This window comes from Streptomyces sp. NPDC047706 (genome assembly GCF_043204795.1).
Lineage (GTDB): Bacteria > Actinomycetota > Actinomycetes > Streptomycetales > Streptomycetaceae > Streptomyces.
Window position 1 is genome coordinate 56,355 of the sequence record NZ_JBIDCW010000001.1, and the last position, 19,541, is coordinate 75,895.

The following is a 19,541-nucleotide window of genomic DNA, read 5'->3' on the forward strand; positions in this document are numbered from 1 at the left end:
GGGGTGGATCATGTCCCGGGACCGGCTGGTTTGTCAGCGGGGGCGGGCGTCAGTCCTCGCCTGGGCGGCCGGATCGCGACGGGCGACTGTCCGCGGCTGGCGGCGGCCTTCGCGGAGGATCCCGGGCCGATCGACCTGGAGGCGGTGTTCGAGCGGGCGCTGCAGCGGGTGCTGGGCGGGTTCCAGGGGGCCGTCCAGCCGTCCTTTGTTCCGTCCTGCTCCAGCTAGAGAAGTGTCAACTGCCCCTCCGGGCCCTCCTCGGCGGCGTCCAGGACCGACGCGGGGCGGCGGGCGGAGTCGGGGGCGGGCAGGACTCCGGCGGTGCGCAGGCCGGTCGCGGTGAGGGTCGGTTCCGGGGACAGCGCGGGGAGTTCGGCCAGCAGTGTGAGGACCGTGATCAGCTCCAGCAGTTCCGAGGTCCACGCCTGGGGCCAGGCCGCCGGGCGGAGCGCGAGGAGCGTGCCAGGCCCGGCGTCGGCCGTCCGGGAGGTGAACCACTGCTCCAGGACGCGGACGCCGCCCGCCTCGAAGTCCCAGGCCTCGCACGGCACGGGGGAGATGCGGCCCTCGTCGAGGTGCAGGGTCTCCTCGTCGGGGTCGTAGTCGAGTGTGCGCGGCCGGGCGGGGAGCGGGGCGCGGACGTAGGGGCGGCGGCCGCCGGGCAGCTTGGGGCGGTCGCCGTCGCGGCGCAGCAGCCACAGCATGCGGCGGCCCGTCGCGACGCCCTGCGACCAGAGGGTGGGGTCGTCGGTGAGCGGCACCGTGAGGTCGGGCCGTACCGCGGCCAGGATCCAGGCCAGGACGTCGACCGGGCCGGGGGCCTGCCCGAGACGGTCGGCCAGGTGTTCCAGCAGGCCCGGCGCCAGGTTCGGCTCGGCGCCGCCGGGGCGGCGGTACAGGGGCCGGACCCGGCCGGTGCGCAGCAGCGGGAACAGGGACGTGGCCAGCAGGCGCGGGCCGCCGCCCTGCGGGCTCTCCACCACGAACACCTGCCGTTCGTCGGCGACCCGCCACAACTGGGGCCGCGCCGCGTCGATCAGCCGGTGGTCCGGGATCAGCCACTGCTCGTCGAAGGGCGCCGCCAGCACCCGGACCGGCTCCGGGCTGGGGCCCTGCGCGCGCAGCAGTCTCTCCGTGCCGGTGGACCGGCCCGGCAGTTGCCCGACCGCCGAGTGCAGGGTGCGCCAGCGCGTCGGCTCGAACAGGGCCTCGCGGTCCGCTCCCTCGGCCTTCATCAGCGCGTCCCAGCGGGCCTTGAGGGAGGCCGGGTCGGGGGCCGCCGGCCACCCCCGGCCGAGTCGCGGCGGTGCGACGGACCACGGCATGAGGTCCGCGAGCGGCGGAGCGTCGTCGTGCGTCACGCCGGGCATCGTACGACGCGGGTACGGCACGCGGGTCAGGTGGCGTCCAGCGTCACCGTGAAGGAGAAGCGGTCGCCGCGGTAGTGGATGACGGCCACGTCCAGCACCCGGCCGTCCCCGTCGTACGTCACCCCCGTGTAATGCAGGATCGGGCTCAGCAGCGGAACGTCGAGCAGCCGTGCCGTCTCCGGGTCCGCGAGCCGCGCCTCCACGGTGTCAGTGATGCGGCTGATGTCCGCCCCGGCCACGTCCCGCAGCACCTTGGTCATCGGCCGGCGGCCCAGGTCGTCGAGCTCGATCCGGGCGGCCACCTCGGGGCGGACGTAGTTGTGGGCGTGGTTGGTCGGCTCGCCCGTCTTCTCGTCGCTGCGCAGCCGGTGGTACGTCGCCACCTCGCCGAGGTCGGGGAAGTACGCGGCGAGTTCGGCGGGTACCGGGGCGTGCCCGTGGTCGAGCAGTTCGGCGGTCATGCCGGACTGCTGGGCGACGATCGCGTCCACCGAGCCCAGCAGCCGCACCGGGGCGCCCCGCCGCGCGCTGGGCTCGATGAACGTGCCGCGCCTGCGGTGCCGGGTGATCAGGCCCTCGTCCTCCAGCTCCTTCAGCGCCTGCCGCATGGTCAGCACGCTCACCCCGTAGTGTCCCGCCAGCTGCTCCTCGGTCGGCAGGCGCAGCGGGTCCCGGGGCGAGCGGCCGAGTATCGAGGCGCGCAGCGACTGCGAGACCTGGTACCACAGCGGCAGCTTGCGGTTCAGGACGATCGAATCGGGGGCGAAGGAGGTCACGGGCCCATCCGTACCGGCAGGATCGAGTCAGTGCAAGGGGCGGAAGTGCCGCTCCATGCCCTGCCACACGTCGTCGTAGCGCTGTTGCAGATGGTCCGCCTGCTCCGCCTGCGGCGTCAGGGTCATCGGCCAGCGCGTCTCGAACATGAACGCCAGCCCGTCGTCGACCTTCTGCGGCCGCAGCTCGGCCGCGCTCGCCCGGTCGAACGTCTCCCGGTCCGGGCCGTGCGCCGACATCATGTTGTGCAGCGAGCCGCCGCCGGGCACGAAGCCCTCGGCCTTCGCGTCGTAGGCGCCCTCCACGAGCCCCATATACTCGGACATGACGTTGCGGTGGAAGTAGGGGGGCCGGAACGTGTCCTCGCCGACCAGCCAGCGCGGCGCGAAGACCACGAAGTCGACGCCCGCGAGTCCTGGGGTGTCCGACGGGGAGGTGAGGACCGTGAAGACCGACGGGTCCGGGTGGTCGTAGGAGATGGTGCCGATCACGTTGAAGCGGCGCAGGTCGTAGACGTACGGCACATGGTTGCCGTGCCAGGCGACGACGTCGAGCGGTGAGTGGTCGTACGTCGCGGTCCAGAGGTTCCCGCAGTACTTGGTGACCACCTCCACCGGCCCCTCCACCTCCTCGTAGGCGGCGGTCGGGGCCCGGAAGTCCCGGGGGTTGGCGAGGCCGTTGGCGCCGATCGGGCCGAGGTCGGGGAGGCGGAAGGGGGCGCCGTAGTTCTCGCAGACGTAACCGCGCGCCGACTCGTCGAGCAGTTCCACCCTGAAGCGGACCCCGCGCGGGACGAGCGCGACATGGCCCGGCTCCACCGCCAGCAGCCCGAACTCCGTGCGCAACAGCAGCCCGCCGCGCTCCGGCACGATCAGCAGCTCGCCGTCCGCGTCGCTGAAGACCCGGTCCATGTCGGCGTCGGCGTGGTAGAGATGCACGGCCATGCCGGTGCGCTGGGTGGCGTCGCCGTTGCCGCCCAGGGTCCACAGGCCGGCCAGGAAGTCGGTGCCGGGCGGCGGTTCGGGCAGCGGGTTCCAGCGCAGGCGGTTCGGGTCGGGCACGGTCTCGGTGAAGGGGGCCGTGCGCAGCGCGCCGTTTCCGGTGCGGGTGAACGCCGGGTGCGCGGCCGAGGGGCGGATGCGGTAGAGCCAGGAACGGCGGTTGTGGGCGCGGGGTTCGGTGAACGCCGTACCGCTGAGCTGCTCGGCGTACAGGCCGAGAGGGGCGCGCTGGGGTGAGTTCCGGCCCTCGGGCAGGGCGCCCGGGACGGCCTCGGAGCTGTGCTCGTTGCCGAATCCGGAGAGGTAGGCCAGCCCTTCGGCGGTCTTGCGCGATTCCCCGCGCTCGAACACGCTCACGCTGGAGGTATCCCCGTCGCTCATGATCGCTGCTCCCTTGCCCGCCGATTCCTATGGTCAACCGTAGGATTGCGGTTGCTCCGGCGCAAGGGGGATGTCCGGCCTCCTCTCGGCGGACCACGCGGGGGCCGGGAACCGGACTCCAGGGTGATTCGCGGTGTCGTACCGGTGTTCTACGCTCGCCCGCATGTCGTGGACGCGCCGATCCCGTGCCGTGCTCGCGGTCTGCGCCCTGTCGGTGGCCGCGGCCGCGGGCTGTGGCACCGGCGATGCCGGGGAGCGCGGGATCGGTGAGTCGCCGCCCGCGCCGGGCCGGCTGCTCGACGGCACCGACGAGGCGGGCCGCCCCTACCGCGAGGTGCGCGAGGGCGCGGCGCCCGAGGTCGGCATCGAGGTGCAGCCCGACGCCTCCGGCGCCGGGTGGGACGTACGGCTGCGCCTGCGTGACTTCGGCCTCTCGCCGGCCGGTACGGCGCCCAGGGCGCTGCCCGGCCGGGGCGTCGCCCGCCTCTTCGTGGACGGCCACCCCGTCGCCGAACTCCGCGACCCCGAGCACCGCCTGTCCGCCGGCCTGGTCCCGCGTGGCACGCACCAGGTGACCGCGCGGCTGTACGCCGACGACGGCACCGTGTGGGCGGTGGACGGCGAGCCCGTCGAGTGCACGGCGGACCTCACCGCGTCCGGGAGCGAGCCGGCGGCCGCGACGAGCACACCGGGCGCGGATGGGCGTACCGGGGGCGGAGGTTCACCGGACCCCGGCGGAAAGGCATCATGAAGCCCGTGCCCCATCCGAACACGCTGCGTCGTGCGCCCGTCCAGCGGCGCAGCGCCGAACGCCTGACCCGCATCCTCGACGCCTGCGCCGACCTCCTCGACGAGGTCGGCTACGACGACCTGAGCACCCGCGCGGTGGCCCAGCGCGCCGGTGTGCCCATCGGCTCGGTCTACCGCTTCTTCGGCAACAAGCGGCAGATGGCCTGCGCGCTCGCCCAGCGCAACCTGGAGCGCTACGCCGAGCGCGTCACCGCGCGCATGAAGGGCGCCGAACCCGGCGACTGGCGGGCCGCCATGGATGCCGTGCTCGACGAGTACCTCGTCATGAAGCGCACCGCGCCCGGCTTCTCCCTCGTCGACTTCGGCAACCAGATCCCGGTCGGCAGCCGCCGGGCCGAACCCAATCACCATGTCGCCGACCGGCTCACCGACCTCCTCGGGGGCCATCTCTCCCGCGAACCCGACGCCGAGCTGCGCCGCATCTTCCTGATCGCCGTGGAGACCGCGGACGCCCTGGTGCAGCTGGCGTTCCGGGTCGATCCGGAGGGGGACGCGGACGTCATCGCGGAGATGCGGGAGATGCTGCGGGCGTATCTGGGGCGGGTGCTGGACTGAGAGGCCGTCCCGGCGGCGCACGCGCTCCTTTCCGGGTGCGGGGGGGCTCCCCTCCGTGCATACCGGTCGGTATGCTCGACACGTCCGAGCGTCGCCGTAGCCGCCAGACCCCGGGAGGACCCGTGTCCCGCACCGCCCTGCGAATCTGCCCCCTGTGCGAGGCCACCTGCGGGCTGACGCTCACCATCGAGGGAACCCGCGTCACCGGGGCCCGCGGTGACCGCGACGACGTGTTCAGCCAGGGGTTCATCTGCCCCAAGGGTGCCTCCTTCGCAGCCGTCGACGGCGACCCCGACCGGTTGCCGGGCCCGCTCGTACGCAAGGACGGGGAGTTGCGGGAGGCCACCTGGCAGGAGGCGTTCGACGCCGTGGCGGCCGGGATCAGGCCGGTCGTCGAGCGGTACGGGGCGAACTCCGTCGGCGTGGTCCTCGGCAACCCCAACGTGCACACCATGGCCGGCGCGCTCTATCCGCCCGTCCTGCTCGGCGCCCTCGGCACCAGGAGCGTGTTCACCGCGTCGACGGTCGACCAGATGCCCAAGCACGTCTCCAGCGGGCTGCTCTACGGGGACGCCAACGCCATCCCCGTGCCCGACCTCGACCGCACCGACCATCTGCTGCTCATCGGGGCCAACCCCCTGGAGTCCAACGGCAGTCTGTGCACCGCGCCCGACTTCCCCGGCAAGCTGAAGGCTCTCAAGGCGCGTGGCGGCACCCTCACCGTGATCGATCCGCGCCGCACCCGCACCGCCAAACTCGCCGACCGCCACATCGCCATCCGGCCCGGCACGGACGCCCTGCTGCTCGCGGCGATGGCGCGGGTGCTCTTCGAGGAAGATCTGGTCGCGCTCGGCGACCTCGCGTCGCACGTCGAGGCCCTCCCCGAACTCCGCGAGGCGATAGGGGACTTCACGCCCGAGGCCGTCGCCGGCGCCTGCGACGTCGAACCCGATGTGACGCGCGCCCTCGCCCGGGAACTGGCCGCCGCCCCCACCGCCGCCGTCTACGGCCGCATCGGCAGCTGCACGGTCCCGCACGGCACCCTCGCCAGCTGGCTCGTGGACGTCCTCAACATCCTCACCGGCAACCTCGACCGGCCGGGCGGCGTCCTCTTCCCGCAGGCCGCCACCGACCGGACACCCCGCCCGGCCGGACCCGGCCGCGGCTTCACGCTCGGGCGCTGGCGCTCCCGGGTGAGCAAGCACCCGGAGGCGAAGGGCGAGTTGCCGCTCTCCGCGCTCGCCGAGGAGATCGACACCGCCACCGAGGAGGGCGAGCCGATCCGGGCGCTGATCGCCATCGCCGCCAACCCGGTGCTGTCCGCGCCCGACGGCGACCGGCTCGACAAGGCCCTCGACTCGCTCGACTTCATGGTCAGCGTCGACCCCTACCTCAACGAGACCTCCCGCCACGCCCACGTCGTGCTGCCGCCGCCTCCGCCGTCCCGCAGCGCCCACCACGACTTCGCCTTCAACACCCTCTCCGTGCGCAACCAGGTCCGCTACACCCGCCCCGCCGTCCCGCTCGAACCCGGGCGGATGGCCGAGACCGAGATCCTCGCCCGGCTGGTCCTGGCCGCCTCCGGGATGCACGGCGCCGACCCCGGAGCCGTCGACGCGACGGTCATCGACCAGACCCTCGGCAAGGCGGTCAACGAGGCCCACTCACCGGTGCACGGCCGGGAACCGCGCGACCTCGCGGCCCAGCTCACCGGCGACAACGGCCCCGAGCGGCGGCTGGACATGATGCTGCGCCTCGGCCCCTACGGCGACGGTTTCGGCGTACGCCCGGACGGGCTGACCCTGGAGAAGCTGCTCGCCCATCCGCACGGCGTGGACCTCGGCCCTCTCCGGCCCCGCCTGCCGCAGCCGCTGAAGACGGCGAGCGGGAGGGTCGAGCTGCTGCCGCGCCCCATCGCCGGCGATCTGCCGCGGCTGCGGCGGGCCATGGAAGAGCGCGCCGACGGCCTCGTCCTCGTCGGCCGCCGCCATCTGCGGTCCAACAACAGCTGGATGCACAACGTCCCCGCCCTGACCGGCGGCACCAACCGCTGCACCCTGCACATCCACCCCGAGGACGCCGAACGGCTCGGCGTGCGCAGCGCGGCGCCGGTGCGGATCAAGGGAGCCGGGGGAGAGGTGACCGCCCCCGCCGAGATCACCGACGCCGTCCGTCCCGGCGTGGTCAGCCTGCCGCACGGCTGGGGGCACGACCGTCCCGGCACCCGCCTCACGCACGCCGCCACCGACCCCGGCGTCAACGTCAACCAGCTCCTCGACGGCAGCCTGCTCGACCCGCTGTCCGGCAACGCGGTGCTCAACGGCGTGCCCGTGGAAGTGGCGCCGGTGCCCGGCAAGCTCACCGCGCTGACCTGAGCAAAGCTGTGACCAGGAGTTTTGCGCTTATTGCTCGCAGGTCAACGTCTTGTTAACGCTGTTTGACGGGACCTAACGTCGTCGCACCGCCGGCCCTGGTGGGAGTTCAAGGGCGAACGTTAGGTATCCACTCATGCTGACCATCCTCGGCTTCGCCATGATCGCGACCTTCCTGGTCCTGATCATGCTGAAGAAGATGTCGCCGATCGCGGCGCTCGTGCTCATCCCCGCGCTGTTCTGCGTGGTCGTGGGCAAGGGCGCCCACCTCGGCGACTACGTCATCGACGGAGTCTCCACCCTCGCCCCCACCGCGGCGATGCTGATGTTCGCGATCGTCTACTTCGGGGTGATGATCGACGTCGGTCTGTTCGACCCGATCGTCCGCGGCATCCTGAAGTTCTGCAAGGCCGACCCGATGCGCATCGTCGTCGGTACGGCCCTGCTCGCCGCGATCGTCTCGCTGGACGGCGACGGCTCGACCACCTTCATGATCACGGTCTCGGCGATGTACCCGCTGTACAAGCGGCTGAAGATGAGCCTGGTCGTCATGACCGGTGTTGCCGCGACCGCCAACGGCGTGATGAACACCCTGCCGTGGGGAGGCCCGACCGCCCGCGCCGCCACCGCCCTGAAGCTGGACGCCGGCGACATCTTCGTCCCGATGATCCCGGCCCTCGCCGTCGGCCTGGCCTTCGTCATCGCCCTGTCGTACTTCCTGGGTCTGCGCGAGCGCCGCCGGCTCGGTGTGCTGACGCTGGACGAGGTGCTGGAGGAGGAGCCGGACGAGGAGAGGCAGACGGTCCTCGTGGGCAACGGCTCCGGTGCCGCCACCGGCAAGGTCCGCCTCGACAAGGGCAACGGCTCCACCGCCACCGGCGGCTCCGGCACCGACGCCGAAGCCCCCTGCGAGGACGACGACTTCCAGGGCCTCGACCCCGACCGCCCCACCCTGCGCCCCAAACTGCTCTGGTTCAACGCGCTGCTCACGGTCGGCCTGCTCACCGCCATGATCATGGAGCTGCTGCCGATCCCGGTGCTGTTCCTGATCGGCGCCGCCCTCGCGCTCACCGTCAACTTCCCCAAGATCCCGGACCAGAAGGCCCGCCTCGCCGCGCACGCCGACAACGTCCTCAACGTCTCCGGAATGGTCTTCGCCGCCGCCGTCTTCACCGGCGTCCTGCAGGGCACCGGCATGGTCGACAGCATGGCCACCTGGCTGGTCGACGTCATCCCCGGCAGTATGGGCCCGCACATGGCCCTGGTCACGGGCGTGCTGAGCCTCCCGCTCACCTACTTCATGTCCAACGACGGCTTCTACTTCGGTGTCCTGCCGGTCCTCGCCGAGGCGGGCGCGGCGCACGGCGTCACGCCGCTGGAGATGGCCCGCGCCTCGCTGGTCGGCCAGCCGCTGCACATGTCCAGCCCGCTGGTCCCGGCCGTGTACGTGCTGGTCGGCATGGCGAAGGTCGAGTTCGGCGACCACACGCGGTTCGTGGTGAAGTGGGCGGCCGTGACCTGCCTGGTGATTCTCGGCGCCGGAATCCTGTTCGGCATCATCTGACGGATCCGCGCCCGACCGGCTGGCAGTGGCGGGACGCCAGCGGCACGATCGGGAAGGAGCGGTCGTACGAGCTGATCCTGCTGTATCCGGTGGGTGCGGCGGCGGTCAGTGACCGGAAGATCGAGGAGATCCGGCGGGACTACGAGAAGGCCTTCGGTCAGGAGGCGGTCGGGCGCGTGGACGATCAGGTGCGGGTCGGCTTCTGAGCCGCTCGGCGGCGTTGCCGTACCCTCTCGGCGGGCCCTGGCGCGGGAAAACTATCGCCGCTAGTTTGGGTGCCGACGACACCGCGGTTCGGGAGGTAGGCCATGAAGGCCCGGGACGGGATGTACATCGACGGCACCTGGCGCCCCGCCGCAGGCCGGGACCTGATCGAGGTCGTGAACCCGGCCGACGAGGAGATCATCGGCCGGGTCCCGGCGGGCACCGCCGAGGACGTGGACCGGGCCGTGCGCGCCGCCCGCGCCGCGCTGCCGGCCTGGTCCGCGACGCCCCCCGCCGAACGGGCCGCGCGGCTGGCCGCCCTGCGCGACGTGCTGGCGGCCCGCAAGGACGAGATCGCGGAGACGATCACCGCCGAGCTGGGTTCGCCGCTGCCGTTCTCGCAGGCGGTGCACCTGGGCGCACCGATCGCGGTGGCAGGTTCGTACGCCGGACTGGCCGCGACCCACCCCTTCGAGGAGAAGGTCGGCAACTCGACCGTCTACCAGGAGCCGATCGGCGTCGTCGGTGCGATCACGCCGTGGAACTACCCCCTGCACCAGATCGTCGCCAAGGTCGCCCCGGCCCTCGCCGCGGGCTGCACGGTCGTGCTGAAGCCCGCCGAGGACACCCCGCTGACCGCACAGGCCTTCGCGGAGGCGGTCGACGAGGCGGGCGTCCCGGCCGGTGTCTTCAACCTGGTCACCGGCCTCGGCCCGGTCGCCGGGCAGGCGCTCGCCGAGCACCCGGGCGTCGACCTGGTCTCCTTCACCGGCTCCACGGCCGTCGGCAGGCGGATCGCCGCCACGGCGGGTGCCGCGGTGAAGAAGGTGGCCCTGGAACTGGGCGGGAAGTCCGCCAACGTCATCCTGCCGAGCGCCGACCTCGCCAAGGCGGTCAACGTCGGCGTCGCCAACGTGATGTCCAACTCGGGGCAGACGTGCAGCGCGTGGACCCGGATGCTGGTGCACTCCTCGCAGTACACCGCCGCCGTCGAACTGGCCGTCGCCGCGGCCGCCAGGTACGGCGAGCGCATCGGGCCCCTAGTGAACGCCCGGCAGCGGGACCGCGTGCGCGGCTACATCGACAAGGGCGTGGCCGAGGGTGCCCGCCTGGTCGCGGGTGGCGTCGAGGCACCGCGTGAGCGCGGCTACTTCGTCAGCCCCACCGTCCTCGCGGACGTCACGCCGGAGATGACCGTCGCGCAGGAGGAGATCTTCGGGCCGGTCCTGTCGATCCTCCGCTACGAGGACGAGGCGGACGCCCTGCGCATCGCGAACGGCACGGTCTACGGCCTCGCCGGCGCGGTCTGGGCGGGCGAGGAGGCGGAGGCGGTGGCCTTCGCCCGCCGGATGGAGACGGGTCAGGTCGACATCAACGGCGGCCGCTTCAACCCGCTCGCACCCTTCGGCGGCTACAAGCAGTCGGGCGTGGGCCGGGAACTCGGCGTGCACGGCCTGGCCGAGTACCTCCAGACCAAGTCCCTCCAGTTCTAGAGGAGATCATTGTCATGGCCGTTCGTGCCGCCGTCCTTCCGGCTGTCGGTGCCCCGCTGGAGGTCACGGAGATCGACCTCCCCGAGCCCGGCCCCGGCCGGATCCGGGTCCGCCTCGCCGCGGCCGGGGTGTGCCACTCCGATCTGTCCCTGTCCAACGGCACCATGCGCGTCCCGGTCCCGGCCGTCCTCGGCCACGAGGGCGCGGGCACGGTCGTCGCCGTCGGCGAAGGGGTCACGCATCTCGCGCCGGGCGACGGCGTCGTCCTCAACTGGGCCCCGTCGTGCGGCGACTGCCCCGCCTGCGCGCGCGGCGAGGTGTGGCTCTGCGCCAACGCCCTCAACGGCTCCGCCGACGTCCACGCCCACCGCACCTCCGACGGCGCCCGGTTGCACCCCGGGCTGAACGTGGCCGCGTTCGCGGAGGAGACGGTGGTGCCGACGTCCTGCGCGCTGCCCGCACCGCGGGGTGTCCCGCTGACCGACGCGGCGCTGCTGGGCTGCGCGGTCCTCACGGGTTACGGCGCCGTGCACCACTGCGCGCAGGTCCGGCCGGGCGAGACGGTCGCGGTGTTCGGCGCCGGCGGGGTGGGCCTGGCGGCGATCCAGTCGGCGCGGATCGCGGGCGCCGCACGGATCGTCGCGGTGGACGTCTCGCCGGAGAAGGAGGAACTGGCCCGTGCGGCCGGTGCCACCGACTACGTCGTCGCCTCCGACACCACCGCCCGGGAGATCCGCGCCCTGACCGGTAAGCAGGGCGTGGACGTGGCCGTGGAGTGCGTGGGGCGCGCGGTCACCATCCGCACGGCCTGGGAGTCGACCCGCCGCGGCGGCCGCACCACGGTGGTCGGCATCGGAGGCAAGGACCAGCAGGTCACCTTCAACGCCCTGGAGATCTTCCACTGGGGCCGCACCCTGTCCGGCTGCGTCTACGGCAACTCCGACCCGGAGCGGGATCTGCCGGTCCTGGCCGAGCACGTCCGCGCGGGCCGGCTGGACCTGTCGGCGCTGGTGACCGAACGGATCGCCCTGGACGGCATCCCGGCGGCGTTCGAGAACATGCTGGCGGGCAAGGGCGGCCGGGCGCTGGTGGTCTTCTGACCCCGGCCGTCTGCGAGTTCTGACCTCGGGGGACCCGGGCGCTGCCCGGGTCCCCCCTTTCTCCCCAGGCCCCCTCGGTGACTTCACGCACGACCGTTGACCCCATACCGTCCGGTCAGTATGTTCCCCGGGAACGTCCCCACCGCACCCACCGGAGTGTGCACACATGGACACCCCACCTTCCGCCCAGCCGCTCACCACCACGCCGGTCACCCCCGACCGCCGCCGGGTCGCCACCGCCGCCGCCCTCGCCTCCGCCGTCGAGTGGTACGACTACTTCGTCTTCGGCATCGCCGCCGCCCTGATCCTCGGCGACCTGTACTTCCCCGCGGGCAGTCCCACCGCCGGTGTACTCGCCGCCTTCGCCACCTTCGCCGTCGGCTTCCTCGCCCGCCCCCTCGGCGGCATCGTCGCCGGCCACCTCGGTGACAAGCGCGGCCGCAAGCCGATGCTGGTCCTCGCGCTCACGCTGATGGGCGTCGCCACCACCGGCATCGGCCTGCTGCCGACGTACGAGACGATCGGCGTCGCCGCTCCCGTCCTCCTCGTCCTGCTCCGCGTGGCGCAGGGCGTCGCGGTGGGCGCCCAGTGGGGCGGCGCGATGCTGCTGGCCACCGAGTACGCCCCCGAGGGCAAGCGAGGCGTCTACGGCAGCGTCGTCCAACTCGGCGTCCCCATCGGCGTGGTGACCGCCAACACGGTCTTCCTGCTGGCCGGCGCGCTCACCTCGGAGCCGGCGTTCGAGTCCTGGGGCTGGCGGCTGCCGTTCCTGGTCGGCGTCCTCGTGCTCGCACTCGCCTGGTACATCCACACCCGCGTCGAGGAGACCCCCGAGTTCCGGGAGGCGGAGAAGGCGCTGGCCGAGCGGGAGAAGTCGGAGCAGAGCAGCCCGCTGCGCACCGTCCTGCGCCACCATCTCGGCACGGTGCTGCTCGCCGGCGGCTCCTTCGCCGTGAACACCGCGACGTTCTACATCCTCATCACCGGCGTCCTCGACTACACCACCCGCGAACTGGACATGAACCGCGGCGCGGTCCTCACCGTCTCCCTCTGCGTCAGCCTCACCCAGCTGATCCTGATCCCCGCCTCGGCCGCGCTCTCCGACCGGGTCGGCCGGATCAGGATCTACGCGCTCGGTGCGGCGGGCATCGCGCTGTGGGCCGTCCCGCTGTTCCTGCTGATCGACACCGGTTCCCTGCTGTGGCTGGCGGTGGGCACCTTCGTCGCCAGCTGCTTCCTCAGCATCATGTACGGCCCCCAGGCCGCCCTGTTCGCCGAGCTGTTCACGCCCGAGATGCGCTACACCGGCGCCTCCCTCGGCTACCAGATCGCGGCCGTGGCCGGTGGCGGGCTCGCCCCGTTCGTCATGGTGCTGCTGCTGGAGGCGACCGGCACGTCCATGGCGGTGTCCGCCTACATCATCGGCCTCGCCCTGATCGCGCTGCTGTCCATCAAGGTCCTGGCGGACCGGGCACGTTCACGCTGACCTCGAGGCCTCCCGTTCGGTCCGCGACACCGGCCCGGTCGCCGGTGCCGCGGACCGCGGCCGGGACCGCGACACCGCCACGCCGGCCAGGCACAGCGCGCCGCCCGCCATGGTGAGCAGTCCGGGCACCTCGCCCAGCGCCAGCCAGGACATCAGCACGACCAGGGCGGGGACGGCGTACGTCGTCGCGCCCATCCGGCTCGCGGTCGTGCGGGACAGGGCGTAGGCCCAGGTGGTGAAGGCCAGCGCGGTCGGGAAGACACCCAGATACACCATGTTGAGGGTGGCCGTCGGCGGCGCGGCGGCCGCCTCCGTCACCAGCTGCCAGGAGAACGGCAGACAGCACACCGCCCCGACCAGGCAACCGAACGCCGTCACCTGTAACACGCTCGCCCGGCCCAGGGCCGGCTTCTGCGCCACCACGCCGCCCGCGTAGGCGATCGCGGCCAGCAGGCACAGCGCCACCCCGAGCACCGACGAGCCGCCCTCGCCCGACATCGACAGACCCACCGTCACCGCGCCGGCGAAGGACACCGCCATCCCGGCCAGCAGCCGCGGCGGCATCGGATCGCCGAGCAGCCGGGCGCCGAGCAGGGCGATGAGGATCGGGCCGACGTTCACGACCAGGGCCGCCGTGCCGGCGTCGACCTGCTGTTCGCCCCAGTTGAGGGCCACCATGTAGAAGCCGAACAACAGCACGCCCGATATCGCGATTCCGCGCCAGGCCTCCCGCGGCGGCCACCCCTCCCCTCGTACGACAAGCACCACGCCCAGCACGAGGGCTCCCGAGAGCAGCCGCCCGAGCGCCAGCGCGCCCGGCGAGTACGCGGCTCCCGCGCTGCGGATCGAGACGAAGGCGGAGGCCCACAGCACCACCGTGACGGTGGCGGCGCCTGCGGCCAGCAGCTGGGTGGGAGGGGCGAGGTTCATCATGTTCCCGAGGTCAGGAGGGGCAGGGGTACGGGGGCTCGCGGATTTCGGACGGGGTGCCCGGCGCTCAGCGCACCGCGGCCACCCCGGTGCCGAGCGGGGCGGACAGCGCCTGCTCACCGGCCGGGGTCACCTTCACCGCCCGCTCCGAGCGATGCGCACACGCCAGCCCGTGTCGCGGGCGTGCCGGCACAGCGCGGCGCTCGCGGCGCCCGCGAGGTGCGGGCGCCGCTCGGTCCGCTCCAGGCAGGCGCGGGCCGGCGGGCGGCGGCCGGTGCGGTCCAGGGCGATGCCCGTCTCGCCGAACCGGCGCAGGCCCGCCTCCGTGAGCGCGAAGCCACCGTTCCGCTCGTCGCTCGTCGCCTCCGGGCCGCGCCGGCCGGTGCCGGGGCGCGCCCGTGCCCGGCCGCCCGGGGCCGGGGCGGCCGAACTCCCCGCGCCGGCGCTCTCCTTGGACCCGCTCGCCGCCCACAGCAGTCCGCGCGCGGTGAGCGCGTCGGTGAGCGTGATGCCGAGCCGCCCGGCGAGATGGTCGTAGCGCGTGCGGCCCCGGGCCGTGGCCGACCCGGCGCCCGCCTCGCGCGGCCCGCCCGCCCGTCGGGCCACGGCACCCGGCGCGACCTGCGCGGCCAGAACCTCGACGAGCTGCGCGATCCGAGCGTCGGCCAGCCGTACGTACCGGTGCCGGCCCTGCCGTTCCTCGGCCGGCACTCCGGTCATGCGTCCGGCATGGGACCGGCATCCTTCGGTGCTCCCCGAAATATGCCTAGGGGAGCCGCGCGACCTGCTCGTACTGCAGTGCAAGCCCGTCCAGCAGCGCGCCGAGCCCCGTCTCGAAGGCCCGCTCGTCGATCTTCTCCTGCTGCTCGGCGAGGAGGTGCGCCTGCCCGAGGTGCGGGTAGTCGGCCGGGTCGTACGCGCTCTCGTCGGTCACGAAGCCCGCGGCGAACGAGCCGAGCGCGGAGCCCATGATGAAGTACCGCATCAGCGCGCCGATGGACGTCGCCTGCGCCGGCGGCCAGCCTGCCTCGACCATCGCGCCGTAGACGGCGTCGGCGAGCCGCAGCGCGGCGGGGCGCCGGCCGGGGCCGCGGGCCAGTACCGGCACGATGTTCGGGTGGTCGCGCAGGGCGGCCCGGTAGGAGACCGCCCAGTCGTGCAGCGCGGTCCGCCAGTCCCGCCCCTCCTCGAGCATCGACAGATCGACCTGCGCGCTCACCGAGTCGGCGACCGCCTCCAGGATCTCGTCCTTGGTGCGGAAGTGGTTGTACAGCGATGGCCCGCTCACTCCCAGCTCCGCCGCGAGCCGCCGGGTGGAGACGGCCGCGAGGCCCTCCGTGTCCACCAGCGTCCGGGCCGCGTCCACGATCCGGTCGGTGCTGAGCAGGGGCTTGCGCGGTCGGGCCATGGCGCACATAGTAAAGCTGAGCCAGAAACTAGCACTGCTAATTTAACGTACGACCTTCAAGGTGTGCCTTTCCTGTGGGGTGACGTGTCATGAACCTGGAGCTCAGCGAGGAGCAGGCCGCCGTACGGCAGCTCGCCCGGGACTTCGTGGAGCGCGAGATCACCCCCCACGCCACCGCCTGGGACCGCGCCGAGGAGGTCGACCGGGGGATCGTCAAGAAGCTCGGCGAGGTCGGCTTCCTCGGCCTGACCGTCGACGAGGAGTACGGCGGCGGCGGAGGTGACCACCTCTCGTACTGCCTGGTCACCGAGGAACTCGGCCGCGGTGACTCCTCCGTGCGCGGCATCGTCTCCGTCTCGCTCGGCCTGGTCGCCAAGGCCGTCGCCGCCTGGGGCGACGAGGAGCACAAGCGCCGCTGGCTGCCGGGCCTGACCTCCGGTGAGTACGTCGGCTGCTTCGGCCTGACCGAGCCGGGCACCGGCTCCGACGCCGGCAACCTGACCACCCGCGCCGTCCGCGACGGCGGGGACTACGTCATCAACGGCACCAAGATGTTCATCACCAACGGCACCTGGGCCGACGTCGTCCTGCTCTTCGCCCGGTCCACCGGCGCGCCCGGCCACAGGGGTGTCTCCGCGTTCCTCGTGCCGGCCGGCACACCGGGGCTGACCCGCCGCACCATCCACGGCAAACTCGGCCTGCGCGGGCAGGCCACCGCCGAACTGGTCTTCGAGGACGTCCGCGTGCCCGCCGCCGCCATGCTGGGCGAGGAGGGCAAGGGCTTCTCGGTCGCCATGTCGGCCCTCGCCAAGGGCCGGATGTCGGTCGCGGCCGGATGCGTCGGCATCGCCCAGGCGGCGCTCGACGCGGCGGTCCGTCACGCGGGCGAGCGCGAGCAGTTCGGCAAGTCCATCGCCCACCACCAGCTCGTCCAGGAGCTGATCAGCGACATCGCCGTGGACGTCGACGCGGCCCGGCTGCTGACCTGGCGGGTCGCCGACCTGATCGACCGCGGGCTGCCGTTCGCCACCGAGGCGTCCAAGGCCAAGCTGTTCGCCTCCGAGGCGGCCGTGCGCGCCGCCGGCAACGCCCTCCAGGTGTACGGCGGCTACGGCTACGTCGACGAGTACCCGGCGGGCAAGCTGCTGCGCGACGCCCGGGTGATGACCCTCTACGAGGGCACGAGCCAGATCCAGAAGCTGCTCATCGGGCGGGCGCTCACGGGCGTTTCGGCGTTCTGAGTACCATCTGAGTACTTCGGCGGATGTGGCCGTCGCCACATTCGCCGACCCTGTTCCCCATGAGTGACACACCGGTCAAGCAGCAGAGCACGGCCGCCTTCTACGGACAGGCCGTGGCGTCGTTCGCGGTCGCCCTCGCCGCCACCGCCGTCGGCATCTTCCAGTTGGAGGCCGACCCGTGGGTGCGGGCCTTCCTCGCCATCGCCGTCCTCTACCTCGTCACATCCGCCTTCACGCTCGCCAAGGTCATCCGGGACCGGCAGGAGGCCGGGCAGATCGTGAGCCGGGTGGACCAGGCCCGGCTGGACAGGCTGCTCGCCGAGCACGACCCCTTCGAGAAGCTCTGAAGCCGCTCCCCGCCCCGGGACCCGCCTCGCTAAGCGCCCGCTCAGCTTCGGCGGTATGGTGGAGCCTCTGGTCGGCGAGAGGGGCGAACGAGCGATGACTACGGCGGAGGAGACGGCCGGCGGCGAGACACAGCCGTGGGCCGAGGTCACCCCCGAGGCGGCCCGGCGACTGCTGGTCGCGGCCGTGGAGGCCTTCGCCGAACGCGGCTACCACGCCACGACGACCCGTGACATCGCGGGCCGCGCCGGGATGAGCCCGGCCGCGCTCTACATCCACTACAAGACCAAGGAAGAGCTGCTGCACCGCATCAGCAGGATCGGCCACGAGCGGGCCCTGGACATCCTGCGGACCGCGGCCCGGCGCGAGGGCGGCGCGACCGAGCGGCTCGCCGACGCGGTGAGCTCCTTCGTCCGCTGGCACGCCGGGGGGCGCACCACCGCGCGAGTGGTGCAGTACGAGCTGGACTCGCTCGGCGCCGAGGCCCGCGCGGAGATCGTCGCGCTGCGCCGGCAGTGCGACGCCGAGGTGCGCGGAATCATCGAGGACGGCGTCGCGGCGGGCGAGTTCGAGGTGCTCGACGTACAGGGCACGACGCTCGCGGTGCTGTCGCTCTGCATCGACGTGGCCCGCTGGTTCAGCACCGCGGGGCCCTGGACGCCCGACGAGGTCGGCGCGCTCTACGCCGACCTCGTGCTGCGGATGGTGGGGGTGCGCAAGGCGCCGGCCGCGTAGCTCCCACGGGGTCCCGCTGCTCGGCGGCTGCCGCGGCTCAGAGGTAGTACCGCGACACCGACTCGGCCACGCACGCCGGCTTGTCCCCGCCCTCGCGCTCCACCGTGAAGGCGACACTCACCTGGATGCCGCCGGTGACGTCCTCGACGCCGGTGATCCTCGCGGTGGCGCGGAGCCGGGAGCCGACCGGGACGGGGGAGGGGAAGCGGACCTTGTTGGTGCCGTAGTTGACGCCCATCTTCATGCCCTCGACGCCGATCAGCTGCGGGCCGAAGAGGGGCAGCAGGGAGAGCGTGAGGTAGCCGTGGGCGATCGTCGTGCCGAAGGGGCCGGAGGCGGCCTTCTCCGGGTCGACATGGATCCACTGGTGGTCGCCGGTGGCCTCGGCGAACAGGTCGACGCGCTTCTGGTCGACCTCCAGCCAGTCGGTGTACCCCAGTTGCTCGCCCACCGCCGCCTTCAGCTCGTCGGCTGACGTGAAGATCCTCGGCTCTGCCATGTCCCGGCCTCTCGCGTAGCGACGTCGCGTGCTGCATCACGCCTGACGCACGACTGCAATGTCTAAGCAACTGCTTAGCATGGTGCCGCCGAGGGCCGCTGTCAACGGACCCCGGCTGTTGCCGGATGGGTAGGCTTCGAGAGGTGCCCCAGATTCCGGAGAAGATCCACGAGCTCACGGTCGGCCAGCTCGCCGCGCGCAGCGGCGCCGCCGTCTCCGCCCTGCACTTCTACGAGGCCAAGGGACTGATCAGCAGCCGACGCACTGCGGGCAACCAGCGCCGCTACACCCGTGACACGCTGCGCCGCGTCGCCTTCGTCCGCGCCGCCCAGCGCGTCGGCATCCCGCTGGCCACGATCCGCGAGGCGCTCGCCGAACTGCCCGACGAGCGCACGCCCACCCGGGACGACTGGGCTCGCCTGTCCGAGGCGTGGCGCGCGGAGCTCGACCAGCGGATCACGCAGCTCAACCGGCTGCGCGACCACCTCACCGACTGCATCGGCTGCGGCTGCCTGTCCCTGGCCACCTGCGTCCTGTCCAACCCCGACGACATCTCCGGCGAGCACCTCTCCGGCTCCCGCCTGCTGGTGGAACGCCCGGACGCCGCGCACCGCCACCCGCCCCGGGCCCGGGAACACCGGCCCGGGGGGTGCGGCTAGGGGGTCGGCTAGGGGTGCTGTCCCGACAGCACCCCTGGGCCGCCCGGCGGTCACTCGTACCCGGTCCCGCCTTCGCGCGTCAGATGCGCCTGGATCACGGCCTTCGCGATCGCCCGGCCGCCCGTCACCGGGCTGTAGCGCTCCAGGGCCGGGCGGATCACCACGCCTTCGCGCAGGTGCAGTTGACGCCCGGACACCGTCTCGCGGCCCGAGGTGAGCGCAAGTACGCGCCCCACCTCGTACGGGCCGGACAACAGCCGCGGCACCAACGGCATCTCGTCGCCGAGCAGTTGCTCCGCGTCCGGCCGGCGCACCTGACCGTCGATCTCCGCGGACACGTCGACGGCGGCGTAGCCCAGCGTGTCGCGCCGGCCGTCCGCGCCGTAGGTCAGGTCCTGCACTCCCGCGCCGTGGACCTCGCCGAAGATCCCGACCCGCCACGCGCCCAGCCGGCCCGCGAGACGTGCCGTGGCCTCGGCGACGCCGTGTCCGCGCACCGCGCGCCAGTACAGGTTGCGTGGGTCCTCCTTCAGCGGCGGCGACCTCGAGCCGAAGCCCTTGGACCCCGGCGGTGTCCGGTCGCCCTCCACTCCCGGGGTCCGAAACCGCTGGTG

The 19,541-nt window shown here is 72.8% G+C and carries 19 protein-coding genes and 2 pseudogenes; 13 read left to right on the forward strand and 8 right to left on the reverse strand.

All coding sequences use genetic code 11. The features are described from left to right. Positions 1–3 precede the first annotated feature (3 nt). On the forward strand, positions 4–228 hold the full coding sequence (locus tag ACGF8A_RS00255) for a hypothetical protein (protein WP_393103181.1): 225 nt from the start codon (positions 4–6) through the stop codon (positions 226–228). On the opposite strand, the gene ACGF8A_RS00260 is transcribed toward ACGF8A_RS00255, so the two are convergent. From ACGF8A_RS00260 to hmgA, 3 genes are read right to left on the reverse strand one after another with little or no spacing between them, the layout of a single operon-like run. Beyond that, positions 225–1,370, reverse strand: coding sequence for a type ISP restriction/modification enzyme (locus tag ACGF8A_RS00260; RefSeq protein ID WP_393102593.1), 1,146 nt, complete (start codon positions 1,368–1,370; stop codon positions 225–227). The genes ACGF8A_RS00255 and ACGF8A_RS00260 overlap by 4 nt on opposite strands. 26 nt (positions 1,371–1,396) lie before the next feature. Next, the gene (locus ACGF8A_RS00265; protein WP_393102595.1) at positions 1,397–2,146 is read right to left on the reverse strand and encodes a GntR family transcriptional regulator; all 750 of its coding nucleotides are present in this window, start codon (positions 2,144–2,146) and stop codon (positions 1,397–1,399) included. Between the two features lie 27 nt (positions 2,147–2,173). Beyond that, positions 2,174–3,526, reverse strand: coding sequence for a homogentisate 1,2-dioxygenase (gene hmgA, locus ACGF8A_RS00270; RefSeq protein WP_393102597.1), 1,353 nt, complete (start codon positions 3,524–3,526; stop codon positions 2,174–2,176). A gap of 163 nt (positions 3,527–3,689) precedes the next feature. Here hmgA and ACGF8A_RS00275 point away from each other — a divergent pair, with 163 nt between their 5' ends. From ACGF8A_RS00275 to ACGF8A_RS00310, 8 genes and pseudogenes are all read left to right on the forward strand, one after another. Continuing rightward, the gene (locus ACGF8A_RS00275) at positions 3,690–4,277 is read left to right on the forward strand and encodes a hypothetical protein (protein WP_393102599.1); all 588 of its coding nucleotides are present in this window, start codon (positions 3,690–3,692) and stop codon (positions 4,275–4,277) included. Then, positions 4,274–4,891, forward strand: coding sequence for a TetR family transcriptional regulator (locus ACGF8A_RS00280; RefSeq protein ID WP_393102601.1), 618 nt, complete (start codon positions 4,274–4,276; stop codon positions 4,889–4,891). The genes ACGF8A_RS00275 and ACGF8A_RS00280 overlap by 4 nt, the downstream gene beginning before the upstream one ends. A gap of 122 nt (positions 4,892–5,013) precedes the next feature. Further along, positions 5,014–7,266, forward strand: a complete 2,253-nt coding sequence (locus tag ACGF8A_RS00285; protein WP_393102603.1) for a molybdopterin oxidoreductase family protein — start codon at positions 5,014–5,016, stop codon at positions 7,264–7,266. Between the two features lie 133 nt (positions 7,267–7,399). After that, complete coding sequence (locus ACGF8A_RS00290) at positions 7,400–8,827, forward strand: CitMHS family transporter (RefSeq protein WP_393102605.1); 1,428 nt, start codon at positions 7,400–7,402, stop codon at positions 8,825–8,827. Between the two features lie 23 nt (positions 8,828–8,850). Next, positions 8,851–9,033, forward strand: a pseudogene (locus ACGF8A_RS00295) (DUF3574 domain-containing protein); the annotation flags it as partial. Between the two features lie 102 nt (positions 9,034–9,135). Then, on the forward strand, positions 9,136–10,524 hold the full coding sequence (locus ACGF8A_RS00300) for an aldehyde dehydrogenase family protein (RefSeq protein WP_393102607.1): 1,389 nt from the start codon (positions 9,136–9,138) through the stop codon (positions 10,522–10,524). 14 nt (positions 10,525–10,538) lie between these two features. Beyond that, complete coding sequence (locus tag ACGF8A_RS00305; RefSeq protein ID WP_393102609.1) at positions 10,539–11,624, forward strand: Zn-dependent alcohol dehydrogenase; 1,086 nt, start codon at positions 10,539–10,541, stop codon at positions 11,622–11,624. 166 nt (positions 11,625–11,790) lie between these two features. Next, on the forward strand, positions 11,791–13,110 hold the full coding sequence (locus ACGF8A_RS00310) for an MFS transporter (RefSeq protein ID WP_393102611.1): 1,320 nt from the start codon (positions 11,791–11,793) through the stop codon (positions 13,108–13,110). Here the strand turns inward: ACGF8A_RS00310 and ACGF8A_RS00315 are convergent. The 3 genes from ACGF8A_RS00315 to ACGF8A_RS00325 form a co-directional block, all read right to left on the reverse strand. Continuing rightward, complete coding sequence (locus tag ACGF8A_RS00315) at positions 13,102–14,043, reverse strand: DMT family transporter (protein WP_393102613.1); 942 nt, start codon at positions 14,041–14,043, stop codon at positions 13,102–13,104. The two genes, ACGF8A_RS00310 and ACGF8A_RS00315, sit on opposite strands and share 9 nt — an antisense overlap. A 132-nt stretch (positions 14,044–14,175) precedes the next feature. Then, a complete protein-coding gene (locus ACGF8A_RS00320) occupies positions 14,176–14,760 on the reverse strand; it encodes a hypothetical protein (RefSeq protein WP_393102615.1) in 585 nt (194 codons plus the stop codon). Between the two features lie 46 nt (positions 14,761–14,806). Beyond that, positions 14,807–15,448 (reverse strand): TetR/AcrR family transcriptional regulator, encoded by a 642-nt coding sequence (locus ACGF8A_RS00325; RefSeq protein ID WP_393102617.1) that lies wholly within the window; start codon positions 15,446–15,448, stop codon positions 14,807–14,809. Between the two features lie 89 nt (positions 15,449–15,537). Here ACGF8A_RS00325 and ACGF8A_RS00330 point away from each other — a divergent pair, with 89 nt between their 5' ends. The 3 genes from ACGF8A_RS00330 to ACGF8A_RS00340 all read left to right on the forward strand — a co-directional run bounded on the left by ACGF8A_RS00330 (position 15,538) and on the right by ACGF8A_RS00340 (position 17,769). Continuing rightward, positions 15,538–16,689: an acyl-CoA dehydrogenase family protein gene (locus ACGF8A_RS00330; RefSeq protein WP_393102619.1), complete on the forward strand. Its 1,152-nt coding sequence runs from the start codon at positions 15,538–15,540 to the stop codon at positions 16,687–16,689. A gap of 59 nt (positions 16,690–16,748) precedes the next feature. Next, positions 16,749–17,036 carry a YiaA/YiaB family inner membrane protein gene (locus tag ACGF8A_RS00335; protein WP_393102621.1) on the forward strand — a complete coding sequence of 96 codons (288 nt, stop codon included), beginning with the start codon at positions 16,749–16,751 and terminating at the stop codon, positions 17,034–17,036. A 94-nt stretch (positions 17,037–17,130) separates the two neighbouring features. Continuing rightward, on the forward strand, positions 17,131–17,769 hold the full coding sequence (locus tag ACGF8A_RS00340; RefSeq protein WP_393102623.1) for a TetR/AcrR family transcriptional regulator: 639 nt from the start codon (positions 17,131–17,133) through the stop codon (positions 17,767–17,769). Between the two features lie 37 nt (positions 17,770–17,806). Here the strand turns inward: ACGF8A_RS00340 and ACGF8A_RS00345 are convergent, their stop codons facing one another. Continuing rightward, positions 17,807–18,268: a MaoC family dehydratase gene (locus ACGF8A_RS00345; protein WP_393102625.1), complete on the reverse strand. Its 462-nt coding sequence runs from the start codon at positions 18,266–18,268 to the stop codon at positions 17,807–17,809. 143 nt (positions 18,269–18,411) lie between these two features. Between ACGF8A_RS00345 and soxR the strand changes: the two genes are divergently transcribed. Next, complete coding sequence (gene soxR, locus ACGF8A_RS00350; protein WP_393102627.1) at positions 18,412–18,927, forward strand: redox-sensitive transcriptional activator SoxR; 516 nt, start codon at positions 18,412–18,414, stop codon at positions 18,925–18,927. 50 nt (positions 18,928–18,977) lie between these two features. Here soxR and ACGF8A_RS00355 read toward each other — a convergent pair. Beyond that, a pseudogene (locus ACGF8A_RS00355) lies at positions 18,978–19,508 on the reverse strand (RNA ligase (ATP)); the annotation flags it as partial. Positions 19,509–19,541: the final 33 nt, after the last annotated feature.

Bases quoted from the DNA above. Each gene is read 5' to 3' on its own strand.
- ACGF8A_RS00260 (WP_393102593.1), bottom strand. From the start codon at position 1,370: ATGCCCGGCGTGACGCACGACGACGCTCCGCCGCTCGCGGACCTCATG.
- hmgA (WP_393102597.1), bottom strand. From the start codon at position 3,526: ATGAGCGACGGGGATACCTCCAGCGTGAGCGTGTTCGAGCGCGGGGAA.
- ACGF8A_RS00275 (WP_393102599.1), top strand. From the start codon at position 3,690: ATGTCGTGGACGCGCCGATCCCGTGCCGTGCTCGCGGTCTGCGCCCTG.
- ACGF8A_RS00280 (WP_393102601.1), top strand. From the start codon at position 4,274: ATGAAGCCCGTGCCCCATCCGAACACGCTGCGTCGTGCGCCCGTCCAG.
- ACGF8A_RS00290 (WP_393102605.1), top strand. From the start codon at position 7,400: ATGCTGACCATCCTCGGCTTCGCCATGATCGCGACCTTCCTGGTCCTG.
- ACGF8A_RS00300 (WP_393102607.1), top strand. From the start codon at position 9,136: ATGAAGGCCCGGGACGGGATGTACATCGACGGCACCTGGCGCCCCGCC.
- ACGF8A_RS00305 (WP_393102609.1), top strand. From the start codon at position 10,539: ATGGCCGTTCGTGCCGCCGTCCTTCCGGCTGTCGGTGCCCCGCTGGAG.
- ACGF8A_RS00310 (WP_393102611.1), top strand. From the start codon at position 11,791: ATGGACACCCCACCTTCCGCCCAGCCGCTCACCACCACGCCGGTCACC.
- ACGF8A_RS00315 (WP_393102613.1), bottom strand. From the start codon at position 14,043: ATGATGAACCTCGCCCCTCCCACCCAGCTGCTGGCCGCAGGCGCCGCC.
- ACGF8A_RS00320 (WP_393102615.1), bottom strand. From the start codon at position 14,760: ATGACCGGAGTGCCGGCCGAGGAACGGCAGGGCCGGCACCGGTACGTA.
- ACGF8A_RS00325 (WP_393102617.1), bottom strand. From the start codon at position 15,448: ATGGCCCGACCGCGCAAGCCCCTGCTCAGCACCGACCGGATCGTGGAC.
- ACGF8A_RS00330 (WP_393102619.1), top strand. From the start codon at position 15,538: ATGAACCTGGAGCTCAGCGAGGAGCAGGCCGCCGTACGGCAGCTCGCC.
- ACGF8A_RS00335 (WP_393102621.1), top strand. From the start codon at position 16,749: ATGAGTGACACACCGGTCAAGCAGCAGAGCACGGCCGCCTTCTACGGA.
- ACGF8A_RS00340 (WP_393102623.1), top strand. From the start codon at position 17,131: ATGACTACGGCGGAGGAGACGGCCGGCGGCGAGACACAGCCGTGGGCC.
- ACGF8A_RS00345 (WP_393102625.1), bottom strand. From the start codon at position 18,268: ATGGCAGAGCCGAGGATCTTCACGTCAGCCGACGAGCTGAAGGCGGCG.